The sequence below is a fragment of the Streptomyces flaveus genome (assembly GCF_014647675.1).
GTDB classification, from domain to species: domain Bacteria; phylum Actinomycetota; class Actinomycetes; order Streptomycetales; family Streptomycetaceae; genus Streptomyces; species Streptomyces flaveus.
The window spans coordinates 60,446-77,081 of sequence record NZ_BMPQ01000024.1; the positions used below are offsets into that span (position 1 = coordinate 60,446).

At 68.8% G+C, this 16,636-nt stretch carries 11 protein-coding genes; 7 read left to right on the plus strand and 4 right to left on the minus strand.

All coding sequences use genetic code 11. The features are described 5' to 3' along the window. Window positions 1–80 precede the first annotated feature (80 nt). From IEZ21_RS34165 to IEZ21_RS34190, 6 genes are all read left to right on the plus strand, one after another. Entirely contained in the window at window positions 81–2,480 is a 2,400-nt protein-coding gene (locus IEZ21_RS34165) for a glycoside hydrolase family 2 protein (RefSeq protein WP_189325701.1), read from the plus strand. Continuing rightward, a complete protein-coding gene (locus IEZ21_RS34170; RefSeq protein ID WP_189325702.1) occupies window positions 2,477–3,502 on the plus strand; it encodes a LacI family DNA-binding transcriptional regulator in 1,026 nt (341 codons plus the stop codon). The genes IEZ21_RS34165 and IEZ21_RS34170 overlap by 4 nt, the downstream gene beginning before the upstream one ends. A gap of 168 nt (window positions 3,503–3,670) precedes the next feature. Next, window positions 3,671–4,897 (plus strand): thiolase family protein, encoded by a 1,227-nt coding sequence (locus tag IEZ21_RS34175; RefSeq protein WP_033325831.1) that lies wholly within the window; start codon window positions 3,671–3,673, stop codon window positions 4,895–4,897. Continuing rightward, a complete protein-coding gene (locus tag IEZ21_RS34180) occupies window positions 4,894–7,023 on the plus strand; it encodes a 3-hydroxyacyl-CoA dehydrogenase NAD-binding domain-containing protein (protein WP_189325703.1) in 2,130 nt (709 codons plus the stop codon). Before IEZ21_RS34175 ends, IEZ21_RS34180 begins: the two co-directional genes overlap by 4 nt. 151 nt (window positions 7,024–7,174) lie before the next feature. Next, on the plus strand, window positions 7,175–8,617 hold the full coding sequence (locus IEZ21_RS34185; protein ID WP_189325704.1) for a cellulose binding domain-containing protein: 1,443 nt from the start codon (window positions 7,175–7,177) through the stop codon (window positions 8,615–8,617). A 59-nt stretch (window positions 8,618–8,676) separates the two neighbouring features. Then, entirely contained in the window at window positions 8,677–10,104 is a 1,428-nt protein-coding gene (locus tag IEZ21_RS34190; RefSeq protein ID WP_246568433.1) for a polysaccharide deacetylase family protein, read from the plus strand. Window positions 10,105–10,166: 62 nt separating this feature from the next. Here the strand turns inward: IEZ21_RS34190 and IEZ21_RS34195 are convergent, their stop codons facing one another. The 3 genes from IEZ21_RS34195 to IEZ21_RS34205 form a co-directional block, all read right to left on the minus strand. Then, entirely contained in the window at window positions 10,167–11,912 is a 1,746-nt protein-coding gene (locus IEZ21_RS34195) for a glycosyltransferase (RefSeq protein WP_189325706.1), read from the minus strand. Next, complete coding sequence (locus IEZ21_RS34200) at window positions 11,909–13,180, minus strand: nucleotide sugar dehydrogenase (RefSeq protein ID WP_189325707.1); 1,272 nt, start codon at window positions 13,178–13,180, stop codon at window positions 11,909–11,911. Before IEZ21_RS34200 ends, IEZ21_RS34195 begins: the two co-directional genes overlap by 4 nt. A gap of 213 nt (window positions 13,181–13,393) precedes the next feature. Continuing rightward, complete coding sequence (locus IEZ21_RS34205; RefSeq protein WP_189325756.1) at window positions 13,394–14,413, minus strand: PLL family lectin; 1,020 nt, start codon at window positions 14,411–14,413, stop codon at window positions 13,394–13,396. A 226-nt stretch (window positions 14,414–14,639) separates the two neighbouring features. On the opposite strand from IEZ21_RS34205, the gene IEZ21_RS34210 reads away from it, so the two are divergent. Next, window positions 14,640–15,014: a PIN domain-containing protein gene (locus IEZ21_RS34210; protein WP_189325708.1), complete on the plus strand. Its 375-nt coding sequence runs from the start codon at window positions 14,640–14,642 to the stop codon at window positions 15,012–15,014. 11 nt (window positions 15,015–15,025) lie between these two features. On the opposite strand, the gene IEZ21_RS34215 is transcribed toward IEZ21_RS34210, so the two are convergent. Next, window positions 15,026–16,552: an amino acid permease gene (locus IEZ21_RS34215; RefSeq protein ID WP_189325709.1), complete on the minus strand. Its 1,527-nt coding sequence runs from the start codon at window positions 16,550–16,552 to the stop codon at window positions 15,026–15,028. Window positions 16,553–16,636 lie beyond the last annotated feature (84 nt).

Consider the following 16,636-nt stretch of genomic DNA (forward strand, 5'->3'; position numbering starts at 1 on the left):
AGTCCCAATTCCGCCAACGATGTCAAAATGTTTCGCGGGCCCGTCGCCCACTGGCCTATATCGGTTTAGGGAGTACGCGCATGCTGGACGCCACACCGCTCTCCGAGGGCTGGACGCTTCACCATGACGGGGCCGCCCTCCCCGCGGCGGTACCGGGCTGTGTGCACACGGATCTGCTGGCCGCGGGGGTCATCCCGGACCCGTTCCTCGGCCGGGCCGAGACCGAGGTGGCGTGGGTGGGACGGCGCGACTGGACGTACGAGACGATGCTGGACGCGGCCCCGGGCGAGCACGAGCAGACGGACCTCGTCTTCGAAGGCCTCGACACAGCCGCCGAGATCCGGGCGGGAGGCCAACTACTCGGCCGCGTACGGAACATGCACCGCTCGCACCGCTTCGACGTCACGGGTCTTCAAGGCCCTCTCTCCGTGCGCTTCACCTCCGCGTACACCGAGGCCGAGGCGGTCCGGGAGCGGCTCGGCGAGCGGCCGAACGCGTATCCCGAGCCCTTCCAGTACATCCGCAAGATGGCCTGCTCCTTCGGCTGGGACTGGGGGCCGACGCTGGTGACGGCCGGCATCTGGAAGCCGGTGCGCCTTGAGCGGTGGTCGACGGCCCGTATCGCCCGCGTACGGCCGCTCGTGACGGTCGAAGACGGCCTGGGACGCGTCGAGTTGTACGTCGACGTCGAGCGGACCAGGGTCGAGGCAGCACTCCGGGTGACGGCCCGGGTCGGCGATGTACGGGCGTCCGCGGAGATCGACGGCACCAGCGGGGTCGTACGACTCGAAGTCCCGGACCCCGCGCTGTGGTGGCCACGCGGCTACGGCGAACAGCCGCTGTATGACGTGGAGTTGGAGCTGCTCAGCGAGGCGGGCCCGCTCGACGCCTGGCGCCGCCGCATCGGCTTCCGGACCGTCGAGCTGGACCGGAGCCCCGACGCGCACGGCTCCGGCTTCACCTTCGTCGTCAACGGCGAACGCCTCTTCGCACGCGGCGTGAACTGGATCCCGGACGACGTCTTCCCGTCCCGGATCACCCGCGAGCGCTACCGCACCCGGCTCACCCAGGCGGCCGAGGCCGGCGTGGATCTCGTACGCATCTGGGGCGGCGGGATCTACGAGAGCGAGGACTTCTACGAGGCCTGCGACGAGCTGGGGCTGATGGTGTGGCAGGACTTTCCCTTCGCCTGCGCCGCCTACCCCGAGGAACAGCCCCTGCGCGGCGAGGTGGAGGCCGAGGCCCGCGAGAACGTCGTACGACTCATGCCGCATCCCTCGCTCGTGCTGTGGAACGGCAACAACGAGAACCTGTGGGGCTTCCGCGACTGGGACTGGGAGTCGCGGCTGGCCGGGAACTCCTGGGGCGAGGGCTACTACCTGGGCGTACTGCCGCGCGTGGTGGCCGAGTTGGACCCGACGCGGCCGTATACGGCGGGCAGCCCCTGGTCCGGCTCCTGGGACCACCACCCGAACGACCCGGCGCACGGCACTCACCACTCCTGGGATGTGTGGAACCGCCTCGACTATGCCGCGTACCGCTCCGAAGTCCCGCGTTTCGTGGCCGAGTTCGGCTGGCAGGCACCGCCCGCGTACGCCACGCTGCGGCGCGCGCTGCCGGGTGAGCGGCTCGCCCCGGACTCCCCCGGCATGCTGCACCACCAGAAGGCGGACGACGGGAACGGGAAGCTGGCGCGCGGGCTCGCGCATCACTTCGCGATGCCCGAAGGAGGCTTCTCCGAGCGGGACTTCGACCGCTGGCACTACCTCACCCAGGTCAACCAGGCGCGGGCCGTGGCCGCCGGGATCGAGCACTGGCGCTCGCACTGGCCGGTGTGCGCGGGCACGATCGTGTGGCAGCTCAACGACTGCTGGCCGGTGACCTCCTGGGCGGCGATCGACGGGGACGGCCGGGAGAAGCCGCTGTACCACGAGCTGAAGCGGCTGTACGCGGACCGGCTGCTCACCCTTCAACTCCGGGACGGCGAGCTGGTGTTGGCTGTCATCAACCAGTCCGCTGAGCCGTGGTCGCCGTCGCTGACGCTGCGCCGGATGTCGGTCGAGGGGGGCGTCGTGGCCGAGACGAGCGTGGGGCTCGCTGCCGAGGCGCGAAGTGTCGCCCTCATTCGCGTACCCAAGGATCTGGAACCCGTCGGCCCGAAGGAGTTCCTCGTGGCGGACGCAGACGGGGATGGGGACGGGCTGCGGGCGCTGCACTTCCCCGTGCCGGACCGCGAAGTCCCGTATCCGCAGCCGCGGTTCGACGTGACCGTCGCGCCGGGCAAGGTGACCGTCACGGCCCACACCCTCGTACGGGATCTGCTGCTCCAGGCCGACCGGCTGGCGCCCACCGCCTCGACCGACCGGGGTCTGGTCACGCTGCTGCCCGGCGAACAGGTGACCCTCGCGGTGCGCGGCTGGGAGACTCCCGATGCCGACGCCGCACGAGCTGCGCTGTACTGCATGGAGCCCACCCGATGACCACATCCCGCGTCACCATCAAGGATGTCGCCGCGCGCGCCGGTGTCTCCAAGGGGGCGGTGTCGCTCGCCTTCAACCACAAGCCGGGGCTGTCCGAGGCGACGCGGGACCGGATCTTCGAGGCGGCTCGGGAGCTGGGCTGGGCGCCGAACCTCACGGCCCGGTCGCTGTCCAGCTCGCGGGTCGACGTGGTCGGGCTCGCCATCTGCCGGCCGGCGCAGTTGCTCGGGCTCGAGCCGTTCTACATGGAGTTCATCTCCGGCGTGGAGAGCGTTCTGACGGAGCACTCCTGTTCGCTGCTGCTGCGGCTCGTCCGGAGCGTGGAGGAGGAGGTGGGGCTGCAGGACGCGTGGTGGAGGGGGAAGCAGGTGAGCGGATCGATCCTCGTCGACTTCCGCGCGGATGATCCGCGCGTGCCCACGACGGAGCGCCTCGGACTGCCGGTCGTGGCCGTCGGGCATCCGTCCCTGACCGGCAGCCTCACCTCCGTGTGGACCGACGACGCCACGGCCGTGACGGAAGCCGTGCGCTATCTCGCCGCCCTCGGACATCGGCGGGTCGCCCGAGTGGGCGGGGCGGCGGCGCTCGGGCACACGTCGATCCGTACGGCCGCGTTCGACGAGGCCGTACGTGTCCTCCAGCTCGCCGGGGGCCAGCAGGTCGCCACCGACTTCTCGGGGGAGGCGGGGGCGCGGGCGACTCGGTCGCTGCTGAGCGCCGCGCCGCCGGACCGGCCGACGGCGATCGTGTACGACAACGACATCATGGCGGTGGCGGGGTTGTCGGTGACCGCCGAGATGGGGTTGAGCGTGCCCGGGGACGTCTCGTTGCTGGCGTGGGACGACTCCCAGTTGTGCCGGCTGACGCATCCGACACTGTCCGCGATGAGTCATGACGTGCAGGGGTTCGGGGCGGATGTGGCGCGGACGTTGTTCGGGGTGATCACCGGGGAGGGTCCGGGGTCGCATCCCGTTCCGACGCCGGTACTGACACCGCGGGGCTCCACAGCACCCCCTCGGTGAGCGCCGTACGGAGGGGCGCGGGCACCGTAACGGAGTAAAAACTCGTGTGACCTTCGCCGCTCCCGGCGCCGGGACTGGGCAGTCACGTTACCCATAAGTAGCATGGGTCCTGAGCGCGCGCTCAGCGCCTCGCAGCAGCGCCTATCCCGCATCTGGAGGAGAGCCATCGTGCCTCGTACCGTCAGGGACGTCGTCTTTGTCGACGGCGTCCGTACCCCGTTCGGCAAGGCGGGCCCGAAGGGCATCTACCACGAGACCCGTGCCGACGACCTCGTCGTGAAGGCGATCCGGGAGCTGCTGCGCCGCAACCCCGGTCTCGACCCGAAGAAGGTCGACGAGGTCGCCATCGCCGCGACCACGCAGATCGGTGACCAGGGCCTGACCATCGGCCGCACCGCCGGCATCCTGGCCGGGCTGCCGCAGTCCGTGCCCGGCTACTCGATCGACCGCATGTGTGCCGGTGCGCTCACGGCCGTCACGACCACCGCCGGCTCCATCGCCTTCGGTGCGTACGACGCCGTCATCGCCGGTGGTGTCGAGCACATGGGCCGCCACCCGATGGGCGAGGGCGTGGACCCGAACCCGCGGTTCGTGAGCGAGAAGCTGGTCGACGAGTCCGCCCTGTTCATGGGCATGACCGCCGAGAACCTGCACGACCGTTACCCGCACATCACCAAGCAGCGCGCCGACGAGTACGCCGTGCGCTCGCAGGAGAAGGCCGCCAAGGCCTACGCGAACGGCAAAATCCAGGCCGACCTGGTCCCGATCTCCGTACGCCGTACGAACGAGGAGGCGGGTGAGACGGGCTGGGGCCTGGTCACCGCCGACGAGCCGATGCGGCCGGGGACCACGCTGGAGAACCTGGCCGGTCTCAAGACGCCGTTCCGTGTGCACGGCCGGGTCACGGCCGGTAACGCGGCCGGTCTGAACGACGGCGCCACCGCCTCGATCATCGCGTCCGAGGACTTCGCCCGCGAGAACAACCTGCCGGTCAAGATGCGCCTGGTCTCGTACGCCTTCGCGGGTGTCGAGCCCGAGGTGATGGGCTACGGCCCGATCCCGGCGACCGAGAAGGCCCTCGCCAAGGCGGGCCTGTCGATCGAGGACATCAACCTCTTCGAGATCAACGAGGCGTTCGCCGTCCAGGTCCTGGCCTTCCTGGACCACTACGGCATCGCGGACGACGACGCGCGCGTCAACCAGTACGGCGGCGCCATCGCCTACGGTCACCCGCTGGCCTCCTCCGGCGTCCGCCTGATGACGCAGCTGGCCCGCCAGTTCGAGGAGCAGCCGGAGGTCCGTTACGGCCTGACCACCATGTGTGTCGGCTTCGGCATGGGCGCGACGGTCATCTGGGAGAACCCGCACTTCGAGAACGCCGGAGGCGACAAGTGAGTACCACCACTGAGCTGTTGAAGGGTGCGGCCGAGCTGTTCCCGGACGAGGTCGTCACCCAGGCGCACGTACGCCACTTCGAACTGCCCGCGGGCGCAGGCCGGTTCGCGCTCATCACGCTGGACAACGGCCTGGACCACACCAAGCCGACCACCTTCGGACCGCAGTCGCTGGCGAACCTCGACACCGCCATCGACCAGGTCGAGCGGGAGGCCGCGGCCGGCGAGATCGTCGGTGTCGGCATCACGGGCAAGCCGTTCATCTTCGCGGTCGGCGCCGACCTCAAGGGCGTCGAGCTGCTCAAGAAGCACGAGGACGCGCTGGCCATCGGCAAGGGCGGCCACGAGGTCTTCAAGCGCCTCGCAGGCCTCGCGGTCCCGACCTTCGCGTACTACAACGGCGCGGCGATGGGCGGCGGCGTCGAGGTCGGGCTGCACTGCAAGTACCGCACGGTGTCGAAGGCACTCCCGGCGTTCTCGCTCCCCGAGGTCTTCCTGGGTCTGGTCCCGGGCTGGGGCGGCTGCACGCTGCTGCCGAACCTCATCGGCGCGGACAAGGCCGTCTCGGTGATCATCGAGAACTCGCTCAACCAGAACAAGCAGCTCAAGGGCCAGCAGGTCCACGAACTCGGCATCGCGGACGCGATCTTCGAGGGCGCGGACTTCCTGGAGCAGTCGCTGATCTGGACGGCGTCCGTCCTCAAGGGCGAGATCGTCGTGGACCGCCCGGTGATCGACCGCGGCGATGCCTGGGACCAGGCCGTCGCCAAGGGCCGTTTCATCGCGGACAGCAAGGTGCACGGGGCGGCCCCGGCCGCGTACCGCGCGCTGGACATCATCGCCGCGGCCAAGAACGGCGACCTCCAGCAGGGCTACGACGCCGAGGACGTGGCACTCGCCGACCTGATCATGGGTGGCGAACTGCGCGCCGGTATCTACGCGTTCAACCTGGTCCAGAAGCGCGGCAAGCGCCCGGCGGGTGCGCCCGACAAGAACCTGGCGCGTCCGGTCACCAAGGTGGGCGTCGTCGGCGCCGGTCTGATGGCCAGCCAGCTCGCGCTGCTCTTCCTGCGCCGCCTCGAGGTGCCGGTCGTGCTGACCGACATCGACCAGGAGCGCATCGACAAGGGTGTGGGCTACGTCCACGCCGAGATCGACAAGCTGCTCGGCAAGGGCCGTATCAACCAGGACAAGGCCAACCGGCTGAAGGCCCTGGTCACCGGCGTCCTGGACAAGGCCGAGGGCTTCTCCGACGCGGACTTCGTCATCGAGGCCGTCTTCGAGGAGATCGGCGTCAAGCAGCAGGTGTTCGCGGAGGTCGAGGCGGTCGCCCCGGCGCACGCGATCTTCGCCACCAACACCTCCTCGCTGTCGGTGTCGGAGATGGCGTCGAAGCTCAAGAACCCCGAGCGGGTCGTGGGCTTCCACTTCTTCAACCCGGTCGCGGTCCTGCCGCTCCTGGAGATCGTGCGCGGCGAGCAGACCGACGACGCCTCGCTGGCCACGGCCTTCGCCGTCGCCAAGAAGCTGAAGAAGACCGCGGTTCTGGTGAAGGACGCCCCGGCGTTCGTCGTGAACCGCATCCTGACCCGCTTCATGGGCGAGATCCAGAACGTCATCGACGAGGGCACTCCCGTGGACGTGGCGGAGAAGGCGGTCGAGCCGCTGGGCCTGCCGATGTCGCCGCTGGTCCTCCTCGAGCTGGTCGGTCCGGCGATCGGCCTGCACGTCTCCGAGACGCTCAACAAGGCGTTCCCGGACCGCTTCACGGTCTCCCCGAACCTCAAGTCGGTCGTCGAGGCGGGCAAGCGCGGCTTCTACGTGTACGGCTCCGGGAAGCCGGAGCTGGACCCGGAGGTCGCCGCGCTGCTGAAGCAGGGCGACACGGTCCTGACGGAGGACCAGGTTCGCGCCCGTGTCCTGGACGCGGTGGCCCAGGAGATCGGCATCATGCTCGACGAGGGCGTCGTCGCCGAGGCCCAGGACATCGACCTGTGCCTGATCACGGGCGCCGGCTGGCCCTTCCACCTGGGCGGCATCACGCCGTACCTGGACCGCGAGGGCGTCTCCGAGCGCGTGAACGGCAAGAAGTTCCTGGAGCCGGGCGTGGCGAGCGTCCCGGCGTAGTCAGTCACCTCTGAGGGGGGTGGGGCGGATGATAACGATCCATGCGCCCCGCCCCCCTTCCGCATGTCTCTACGGATAAGATCCTCACACAATCTGACCACTTGTTCACGTTGCTCTGACGGTGGTGACCCAAGAGCCGAAGGAGTTCCCCGTGGCGTCCACCCGCCGCCGCCCACCCCGACGTCGGGTCTGGCCCAAGATCAGGCTGCTCCTCCTGGTGTGCGTGGTCGCCGCCGGCGCCACGGCGCTGTATCCCGTGTGGAAGGCGGCGAACCCGGACCCGCCCGAGCTCAAGGTCCGCTACCGGACCGACACTCCGGCCACGGCCGCGGCGGCCAAGCCGTCGTTCGAGGTCTTCAACGACACGAAGAAGGCACTGCCGTTGAGCGATGTGACGCTCCGGTACTACTTCACGGCCGACGGCACCCCGGGCCCCTCGTCGTACGCCTTCAACTGCGTCAACGCCGCCTTCGGCTGCTCGCACGTCGCCGGCCGGGTCGTCGCGATGGACAAGGCCACCGACACCGCCGACCACTACCTGGAGGTCAGGTTCACGGCCGGCGCGGGCAGCCTGAAGTCCGGCGCCAACAGCAAGGGCATCGATCTCCAGCTCTTCCGCACCGACCACAAGCGGCTGAAGCAGTCCGACGACCGCTCCTTCGACGCCGAGATGACGTCCTACAAGGAAGCGAAGAAGGTAACCGCGTACAAGCGGGGTGTCCTCGCCTGGGGTGAGGAGCCGGACGGCACCAAGGCGAGCGACGAGAAGAAGGCCTCAGCGAAGGCCGCCGCGCTGCCGGCGCCCCCGGCCGGGGTGCTGTTCGACGACTTCACCTATCAGGGCCCCAAGGACCCGGCCCTGTTCAAGCACGGCTGGCTGGTCCGCACCAGCGAGGGCGGCCCCGGCATCGAGAACACCTGGTCGGCGGACGGCGTCACCTTCCCCACCGCCAAGGGTGCCCTGGCCGACGGCCAGGTGCTCAACCTGCGGGCGAGCACGGACGGCACCGAGTCGGGCACGAAGCAGGCGAGTCTGGGCACCAAGAACCGCGAGTTCCGCAACGGCACCTACGCGGCCCGTATCCACTTCAGCGACGATCCGGCGAAGGGCGAGGGCGGCGACCACGTCAACCAGACCTTCTACACGATCGGCGGCAGCGGTAAGACGTACAGCGAACTCGACAACGAATACATGCCGAACGGCGGCTGGGGCCGCCTCGGTCCCAAGCTCGACACCGTGTCCTGGTACGACCACAAGAGCAACGACCGCGTCTACAAGACGACCAACAAGAGCCTCGACGGCTGGCACACCATGATGATCACCGTCGAGGACGATGTCGTCACCTACCGCATGGACGGCGAGAAGCTCTTCTCCAGCGACGGCAAGTACGCCCCGCGCTCCGGGATGTCCGTGAACTTCAACCACTGGTTCATCGATCTGCCGTTCAAGGGCGACCGTACCTGGGACATGAAGGTGGACTGGCTCTACTACAACGCGAACGAACCCCTGTCGGCGAAGCAAGTGCAGTCCGCTGTCGACGGCTTCACCGACGAGGGTATGAACTACTTCGACACGGTTCGGGAGTCCCGGTGAGGAAAAGGCGGTCCAACGCCCACAGGCACGTTGCAGCAGCTCCGGAGAACAAGCCGGTGGTGAGCCGGCGTTCCGCGCTGCTGATGGGCGGCGCAGGAGGTGTCGCGATGGCCGGCGGCGGCGCGTGGCTGGGCCAGGTGGTGGCACAGCCCGCCGCCGCGCCGGCGGCCGCCGAGGGAGCCATCGGAGGCCTCACCACGCCTCCCCTCTACGCCCCCTCAGGGCGTCGCCCCAAGTACCGCCGGGCCACCTGGTCCCAGCAGTTCCAGGCCTCCCACGGCTGGACTCCAGGGGGCGGGGGCACCGCGTCGGCCCAGGCGAACGACACGTCCGTCTTCGTACGCGGGACGCAGTCGGTCCGGGTCACCACCAACGGCACCGGCAAGCAGTCCTACGTCCGCAAGACCGGTATGGACGCGCTGAACCTGACCAACAAGATGATCAGGCTGGTCTTCCGGGTCGAGGAGGTGACCAACCTGTCGAAGCTCGTCTTCTACGCCGGCAGCGGTTCCCTCGCGAACCACTTCTCCTGGACGTTCCACGCACATTCCAAGACGGCGGCCAACTACGTCCAGTCCGGGGAGTGGGTGACGGTCCATCTGCAGTGGGCCGACGTCACCGGCGCGGCTGGAACGTACTCGCTCTCCGCCTCCGGCACACCGTCCACGAAGACCGGCTTCACCGACCTGTCGTTCGCCTTGTACGACAACGCGGGCGGCCCGGTGACCTACCACCTCCAGGCCGTCGAACTGATACCGGACACCGCCTCGGTCTTCCCGAAGGGCGTCGTCTCCATCACCTTCGACGACTCCCACAAGTCGATCCACGACCTGGCCCGGCCGGTGATGGACCAGTTCGGCTTCCCGGGCACGGTCTACAACATCGCGGACGCGATCGGGACCGGCAGCTTCCTGAAGCTCGGCCAGATGCGCTCCATGCAGGACTTCTCGGGCTGGGAGATGGCGGGGCACTCGTACGCGAACGCCACCCACACCGCCAGCTACCCCAAGCTCACCGCGGAGCAGGCCGACGACGACTTCCGGAAGCTGCGCGAGTGGCTGGTGGGCAACGGCTTCTCCAGCGAGCACTTCGCCTACCCGCACGGGGCGTTCCAGAAGACGTCGGACGGCGTTCCGGTGGACCAGATCGCGGGCCGGCACTTCACCACGGCCCGGTCGATCATCTCCGAGACGATCGAGTCCTTCGCCCCGGCGATGCCGTACCGCCTCAAGGCGCTGACCGGCATCAACGACGGCACGGGCATCGGCGGTACGGCGCTGTCGAAGGTGACGGGCGAGGGCGGCCGGCTCGACCGCTGCGCGAACAGCGGTGACTGGCTCATCCTGTGCCTCCACAAGATCGTCGAGGGCGCTCCGGCGACCAGCACGGAGATCGGCAAGGCCGGCCTCACCTCGCTGATGAAGGCGATCGACGACCGGGACATCCCGGTGCTCACCGTCGAGGAGGCGATGGCCCACTACAAGTGAGGCCCGCCGACGAGAAGAGGGGCGACCGTACGTACGGTCGCCCCTCTCTTTGCTTTGCGTGCCTACCAACCCTGGCCGTGCCCCTGACCGTTGCCCTGGCCATTCCCCTGCTGCCAGGACGGGTCCACGTATCCGCCCTGGTGCTGACCCTGGCGCTGGGGGTCGTAGCCCTGCTGGTACGGGTCGTGCTGTCCGCCGCCCTGCCACTGCTGCTGTCCTGCCGGTCCCGGCGTCCCCCAGGTCACGGGCTGCTGGGGAAGGTGCGCGTGCTGCTCGTCGTAACCGGGCAGCGGCTGCGGCTGGATGGGGATGGCACCGGCCGGCCTGGTGCGCAGGGCCACGCCTTCGAGGCGCATCAACTGCAGCGTCTCGCCGACCTTGGGGTCGGAGTACGGGTCCTCCTCCTCCCAGATCTCCGTCACGTCTGCCTCGTGGTCCCCCGCCACCGACACCTCTACGCCGCCCTGCCGGGTGCCCCAGCTGCCCTTGTGCAGGGTGACGAGGGCGTAGAACCGCAGCGGGGTCAGCAGCGTCAGCTGGATCACGCCGTAGATCGGCGCGAGCAGGAACATGCCAAAGCGCTTGATGAAGCCCATTCCCCGGCGTGGGAAGTCCAGGTACCGCACATTGCGGAGGTACCCCATGAGCACCATGAAGATGAGGTAGTCGCCGATGTGGTTGACGAACCGGTCCGGATGGATGATGGGCAGGATGACCATCGAGTAGAACATCGCCGAGCCGAAGACCAGCCACAGCGCGAGTTCCATGCAGGTCAGCCAGAACGCGGGCCGGTACTTCTTCTGGTTCCGGAAGGCCCACAGGGACTCGCGGAAGAAGGACTTGTTCCAGCGGACCTGCTGGCGCAGGAAGTGCGGCAGCTTCTCCGGCACGGCCGTGTAGCCGACGGCGGTCTCCTGGAAGACCACCTTGCCCTCCATCAGGCAGTAGTTGGTCATTCGCCGGTCGTCGCCGAAGACGGCCGGCTTGCCCAGGAACTGCTGGTTGAGGAAGTCCGGGAGGTACCTGCGGACCAGCGTCCCCCGGTACACCGACAGCGCTCCACAGCAGCAGAGCACGGACTTCAGACGCGAGTACGCGGCCCGCTCGAACAGGAAGGAGTTCCCGTACCGCAGGTCCTGAAGTCGCGTGAAGATGTTGCTGTCGTGGTTGAGGGCCAGCACCATCCCGGTGGCGGCCATGATGCTCTCGTCGGCCATCGGGAGGAGCAGCTCACGGACAGTGTCCCGGGAGAGGATGGTGTCCGAGTCCACGCACAGGAAGAGGTCCGTGTACGGTGCCGCCTCGAACCCGAGGGCGAGCGCCTCACGCTTGCCCTTGTTCACCGGCTGCACGCTGACCGTGTACTTCACACCGCGGGCCTCGAACTCGCGGCGCATCTTCTTCGCCGCCCTGATGCCGCCGGCGTCGGCACTGGCGTCGTCGATGATGTGGATCTCGTTGGGGAGCCGGCTCTGCGCGAGGAGACTGCGCATGCCCTGCTCGAACATCACCGGGTCCTCGTTGTAGATCGGGATGACCGCGGTGACCCAGGCGTTCTCCAGGTACTCCAGTTCCTCCCGCCCCGCCTTGGCCGGACGGTAGAAGAGCGCCCCGAACATCTTGAGAGCCAGGAGCCCCAGGGCACCCATCGAGTACAGGTGCAGCGAACCGGCGTCGAGCCGGGTGACGATCAGCGCCGCAAGGCCCAGGAAGACGACGTACGAGACCTTCAGGTGCCTGCGCTTGCGGTGTCCTCGACGGCCGCCGGAATCGACGGCGCCGGGTATGTACGTATCCTCAGCGCTCACAGCTTGACCACCCGGGGGTGGTCGGCGGACTTGCCTCGGGTGTCGAAGAGCGCCCGGGCGCGGTCGGCCAGCAGGCCGAGGTCGATCTCGCGGTGGGACTGGAGCAGGACGGTGAGGTCCGCGGACTCGGCCGCGGCCAGGTAGTCGTCGGTCCGCTCGACCGGCACTCCGTCGACCGCCCAGTCGGTGACACGCGGGTCGAAGTAGACGAGTTCGGCGCCCCGCGCGCGGAGGTTGGCGGCCACCGCGCGGGCAGGGCTCTCCCGCTGGTCGGAGATGTCGGCCTTGTAGGTGACGCCGAGCAGCAGGATCCGGGAACCGCGGACCGCCTTGCCCTGGTCGTTCAGCAGGTCGGCCGCCCGGTTCACCACGTGTACGGGCATGCGCTGGTTGATCTCCTGGGCCAGCTCCACGAAGCGGAACGGGATGCCCAGCGAACGGACCTTGTACGAAAGGTAGTTGGGGTCGATGGGTATGCAGTGGCCGCCCACGCCCGGGCCGGGGTAGAAGGGGGCGAACCCGAACGGCTTGGTGGCGGCGCAGCGGATCGCGTCCCACAGGTCGACGCCGATCTCACGGCAGAACATCGACATCTCGTTGACGAGGGCGATGTTCACATGGCGGTAGGTGTTCTCCAGCAGCTTGGCCATCTCGGCCTCGCGCGTACCCTTCGCCTCGACTACGCGCGTCACGAAGCGCTCGTAGAGGGTGCGGGCGGCCTTGGTGCAGTCCGCCGTGACGCCGCCGACCACCTTGGGCGTGTTCTCCAGACCGAAGGCGGAGTTGCCCGGGTCGATACGCTCCGGGGAGAAGGCCAGGTGGAAGTCCTCACCGACGCGCAGACCGCCGGCCTCCAGACGAGGTCGTACGACCTCGTCGGTGGTTCCCGGGTAGGTCGTCGACTCCAGCACGACGAGGGTGCCAGGAACGAGGTTCGCCGCGATGTCCTCGACCGCGGAGTGCACCGCGCCGAGGTCGGGCGAGCCGTGGTTGGTGAGCGGGGTCGGTACGCAGATGACGACCGCGGCCGCGTCGGCGATGACCTCGGCCCGGTCGACCGCCGTGAAGCCCTGCTCCAGCATCGCTCCGACCTCGGCGTCGGTGATGTCGTCCACATGCGAGCGGCCGGAGTTCAGAGCGTCGACGACCCGTCGGCTGCGGTCGAGCCCGACCACTTTCAGTCCAGCCGCCGAGGCGGAACGGGCCAGAGGCAGTCCCACGTAACCGAGTCCCACAACAACAAGATCCACAGCGGAGGTTCTGCTCACGACACCATTCCCCAACCCCGTTGCACCGGTTACAGCCGTATGAAGACGATTTTTCGGTTACCGGTGGCCAGTTCGAACAAGAGTGAGGATGCTAACAAGAACTTCACATCTCAAACATGGATTCCACAGTGCCTCTTCTCACTCAGCCGTGCGTACAACCCTGCGCCTGCCTCAGATGTCTCACGTCATCCCAGGCTTCCTGAACGAGTCCTTTCAGACCTTCTGCCAGGCCGTCAGCGCCAGACCCGGCTCGTCCTTCCTGCGGGTCGTCAGCAGTTCCCCGGTGCCTTGCTGGAGCGTGGCCGCCACGAGGTCGCCCTGATGGTCCTTGCTCAGCGACACCTGGGTGTCCGGGGGGAGTTGGGGGCCCGACTCGGTCCACCAGGCGCCCGCGGACTCCTGCTCGGTCGGGTACGCGGCGAAGGCGACCCGGCCGCTTCTGGAGCGCTGGGCGAGGAGCGTGCAGTCGACGCCGTCGAGGGTGAAGCGGATGGCGGAGACGGGCCCGGGGCCTGCGCAGGGCAGGAGCGCGGCGGGCTCGGCGCCGGGGCGCCAGGCGCACAGGGTGTCCGACTCGTCCGTGAAGAAGAGGGTCACGTGCTCTTCGGAGGTGGCGAGGGCGCGCAGCGTGCCAGGGCGGGCCGCCGCCTTCAGCGGCTCGTCGTCGAGCGCGGGTATGTGGCCGGGACCCGCCTGCGTCCAGCGCAGGATCCCTTCCGGCGAGGTCGCGTACAGCTCGACGCGGCCCGACAACCTTGTCACGGCGGCCAGTTCGCCCTCCACCTCGCGGCCCTTCAGGTCACGCCAGGGGCCCCAGCCGCCGCGTTCCTTCTGGCCGCGCATGCTGACGCCGCCCCCCGCGTTGGGCACGAAGACATGGGCGCGGCCCTCCGCGTCGACCGCGACGGCCGGAACGCCGGTCTGCGCACCCGCCTTGTTGGGGTGCCCGAGCCGGTTCCAGTCGAGCGCGGCGAGATGCGGGCGGAAGTGCGTGGTGTGGACGAGTCCCGCCTCCTGCGGGCCGGTGGGACGCCAGGCCACCAAGTGGGCGTAACCATCGGTTCCCTGACCCACGGCGAGCACGGGATGCAGACGCTGGTCGCCGCCCACCGTACGGGGCGCGATCCACGAACCACCCGGAGTTCGCTGAGCCCAGCACCACACCGCCTCGTCCCGCGGAGCGTAGGCGCTGAGCCGGCCGTCCCGGCCGCGTATGAGCCAGGAACCGTTCACTGTACGGACCATCGACACTCCCCCACTCTAGTCGGGCCCGCTAAGCGGTCTCGGGGAGGTGGGGTGCGTTATCGCCCTCGTACTGGACGTACTTGGGTGATGCGGCAGTGCGGCGAGGTGCCCTGCCTGGGGGTACCTCCCACGCCCTTAAGGCAGTGGGGGAGGCGCGGGTGCGTGCCTCATCTCCCCGAGACCGCTTAGGACCGCCCCGTGCGACCCTGGCCTCATGAGCGCCCCTCTCCTCATGATCGTCGACGCCGCCAACGTGGTCGGTTCGGTTCCCGACGGCTGGTGGCGGGACCGCCGTGGGGCGGCGGAGCGGCTACGGGACACGCTGGTGCCGTACGCCGACGATGGGGTGCCCGGCTTCCCGGGGCCCCTTGAGGTGGTGCTCGTGGTCGAGGGAGCCGCCCGCGGGGTGTCATCGGTTTCGGGCGTGCGGGTCGACTCGGCGCCCGGCAGCGGCGACGACCGCATCGTGGAGCTGGCCGCCGAGGCCGCGGGGCGCCGTTGTCTGGTGGTCACGGCCGACCGCGAACTGCGGGGCAGGGTGGGCGCGTTGGGGGCGGAGGTCACCGGACCGCGAACCGTCCGCCCCTGAACGCAACGTGCCTACGGAGTCTCGCCGTTCGGCGGCGGCTTGAGCACGTCGTCGACCGTGGTCTCACTGCGCTTGCCGAGGAGACTGTGTGTGCGGCCGTAGAGGAAGTACACGAGGAAGCCGGCCGCCATCCAGATGCCGAAGCGGATCCAGGTCTCGGCGGGCAGGTTCAGCATCAGCCACAGCGAGGCGCACACCGACAGGATCGGGATGAACGGCACCCACGGGGTGCGGAAGGCCCGGTGCAGGTCGGGGCGCGTCCTGCGGAGGATGAGCACGCCGATCGCGACGACCACGAAGGCGAAGAGAGTGCCGATGTTCACCAACGCGGCGAGTTCGTTCAGGGGCGTGAAGCCCGCGAGGATCGCGATGACCACGCCGAGCAGGATGGTGGGCCGGTGCGGGGTCCTGAACCGGGGATGGACGTGGGAGAAGAAGCGGGGCAGCAGTCCGTCGCGGCTCATCGCGAAGAAGACACGGGTCTGGCCCAGGAGAAGGATCATGCAGACCGTCGTCAGGCCGACCGCCGCGCCGAAGCTGATGAAGCCCGCGTACCAGGGGTGCCCGGTGGCCTTGAAGGCGTCGGCGAGCGGGGCGTCGACGGACAGTTCGCTGTAGTGCTGCATGCCGGTCACGACGATCGACACGGCGACGTACAGAGCCGTACAGATGACGAGGGAGCCGAGGATGCCGCGCGGCATGTCGCGCTGCGGGTTCCTGGTCTCCTCGGCGGCCGTGGCCACGACGTCGAAGCCGATGAAGGCGAAGAAGACGACGGAGGCGGCGGTGAAGATGCCCATCACGCCGAAGTTGGAGGGCGCCCAGCCGAAGATGAGTTGGATCAGCGGGGCTTGGAGGCTCTCACCCGGCGGCACGTCCTGTGCCTTCGGGATGAACGGGTCGTAGTTCTCGCCCTTGATGAAGAAGGCGCCCGCGATGATCACGACGAGGACGACCGTCACCTTGATGGCGACGACGAGCGAGGTGATCCGCGCGGAGAGCTTCATGCCGAGGACGAGGATGGCGGTGAGCGCCAGGACGAGGGCGGCGGCGAGGATGTCGAAGCCGAAGCCGTCGGCGCCCTCTCTGCTGCCCAGCGCCGCGGGCAACTCCCAGCCCGCGTTGCCCATGAGCGACTGGATGTAGCCGGACCAGCCGACAGCGACCACCGCCGTGCCGAGTGCGAACTCCAGGACCAGGTCCCAGCCGATGATCCAGGCGGGCAGTTCCCCGAGGGAGGCGTACGAGAAGGTGTAGGCGGAGCCGGCCACCGGGACCGTGGAGGCGAACTCCGCGTAACAGAGCGCGGCGAGCGCGCAGACGACGCCGGCCGCGGCGAAGGCCAGGGCGACGGAGGGGCCGGCGTTGTTCTTGGCCACCGTGCCGGTAAGGACGAAGATGCCGGTGCCGATGATGACACCGACGCCGAAGACGGTCAGATCCAGCGCGGACAGGGACTTCTTGAGCGCGTGCTCCGGCTCCTCGGTATCGAGGATGGACTGCTCGACCTTCTTGGTCCTGAAGAGTGTGCTGCTCACGGGTTTACCTCCCACGCTTGACGTCCTCGACGTGATCGAGAGGGGGCGTGGTGCGTATGCCCCGGCGCGGGGGTTTCACGCGAA

Coding starts and splice junctions, on each gene's coding strand:
- IEZ21_RS34210 (WP_189325708.1), top strand. CDS start 14,640: ATGAGCGCCCCTCTCCTCATGATCGTCGACGCCGCCAACGTGGTCGGT.
- IEZ21_RS34165 (WP_189325701.1), top strand. CDS start 81: ATGCTGGACGCCACACCGCTCTCCGAGGGCTGGACGCTTCACCATGAC.
- IEZ21_RS34170 (WP_189325702.1), top strand. CDS start 2,477: ATGACCACATCCCGCGTCACCATCAAGGATGTCGCCGCGCGCGCCGGT.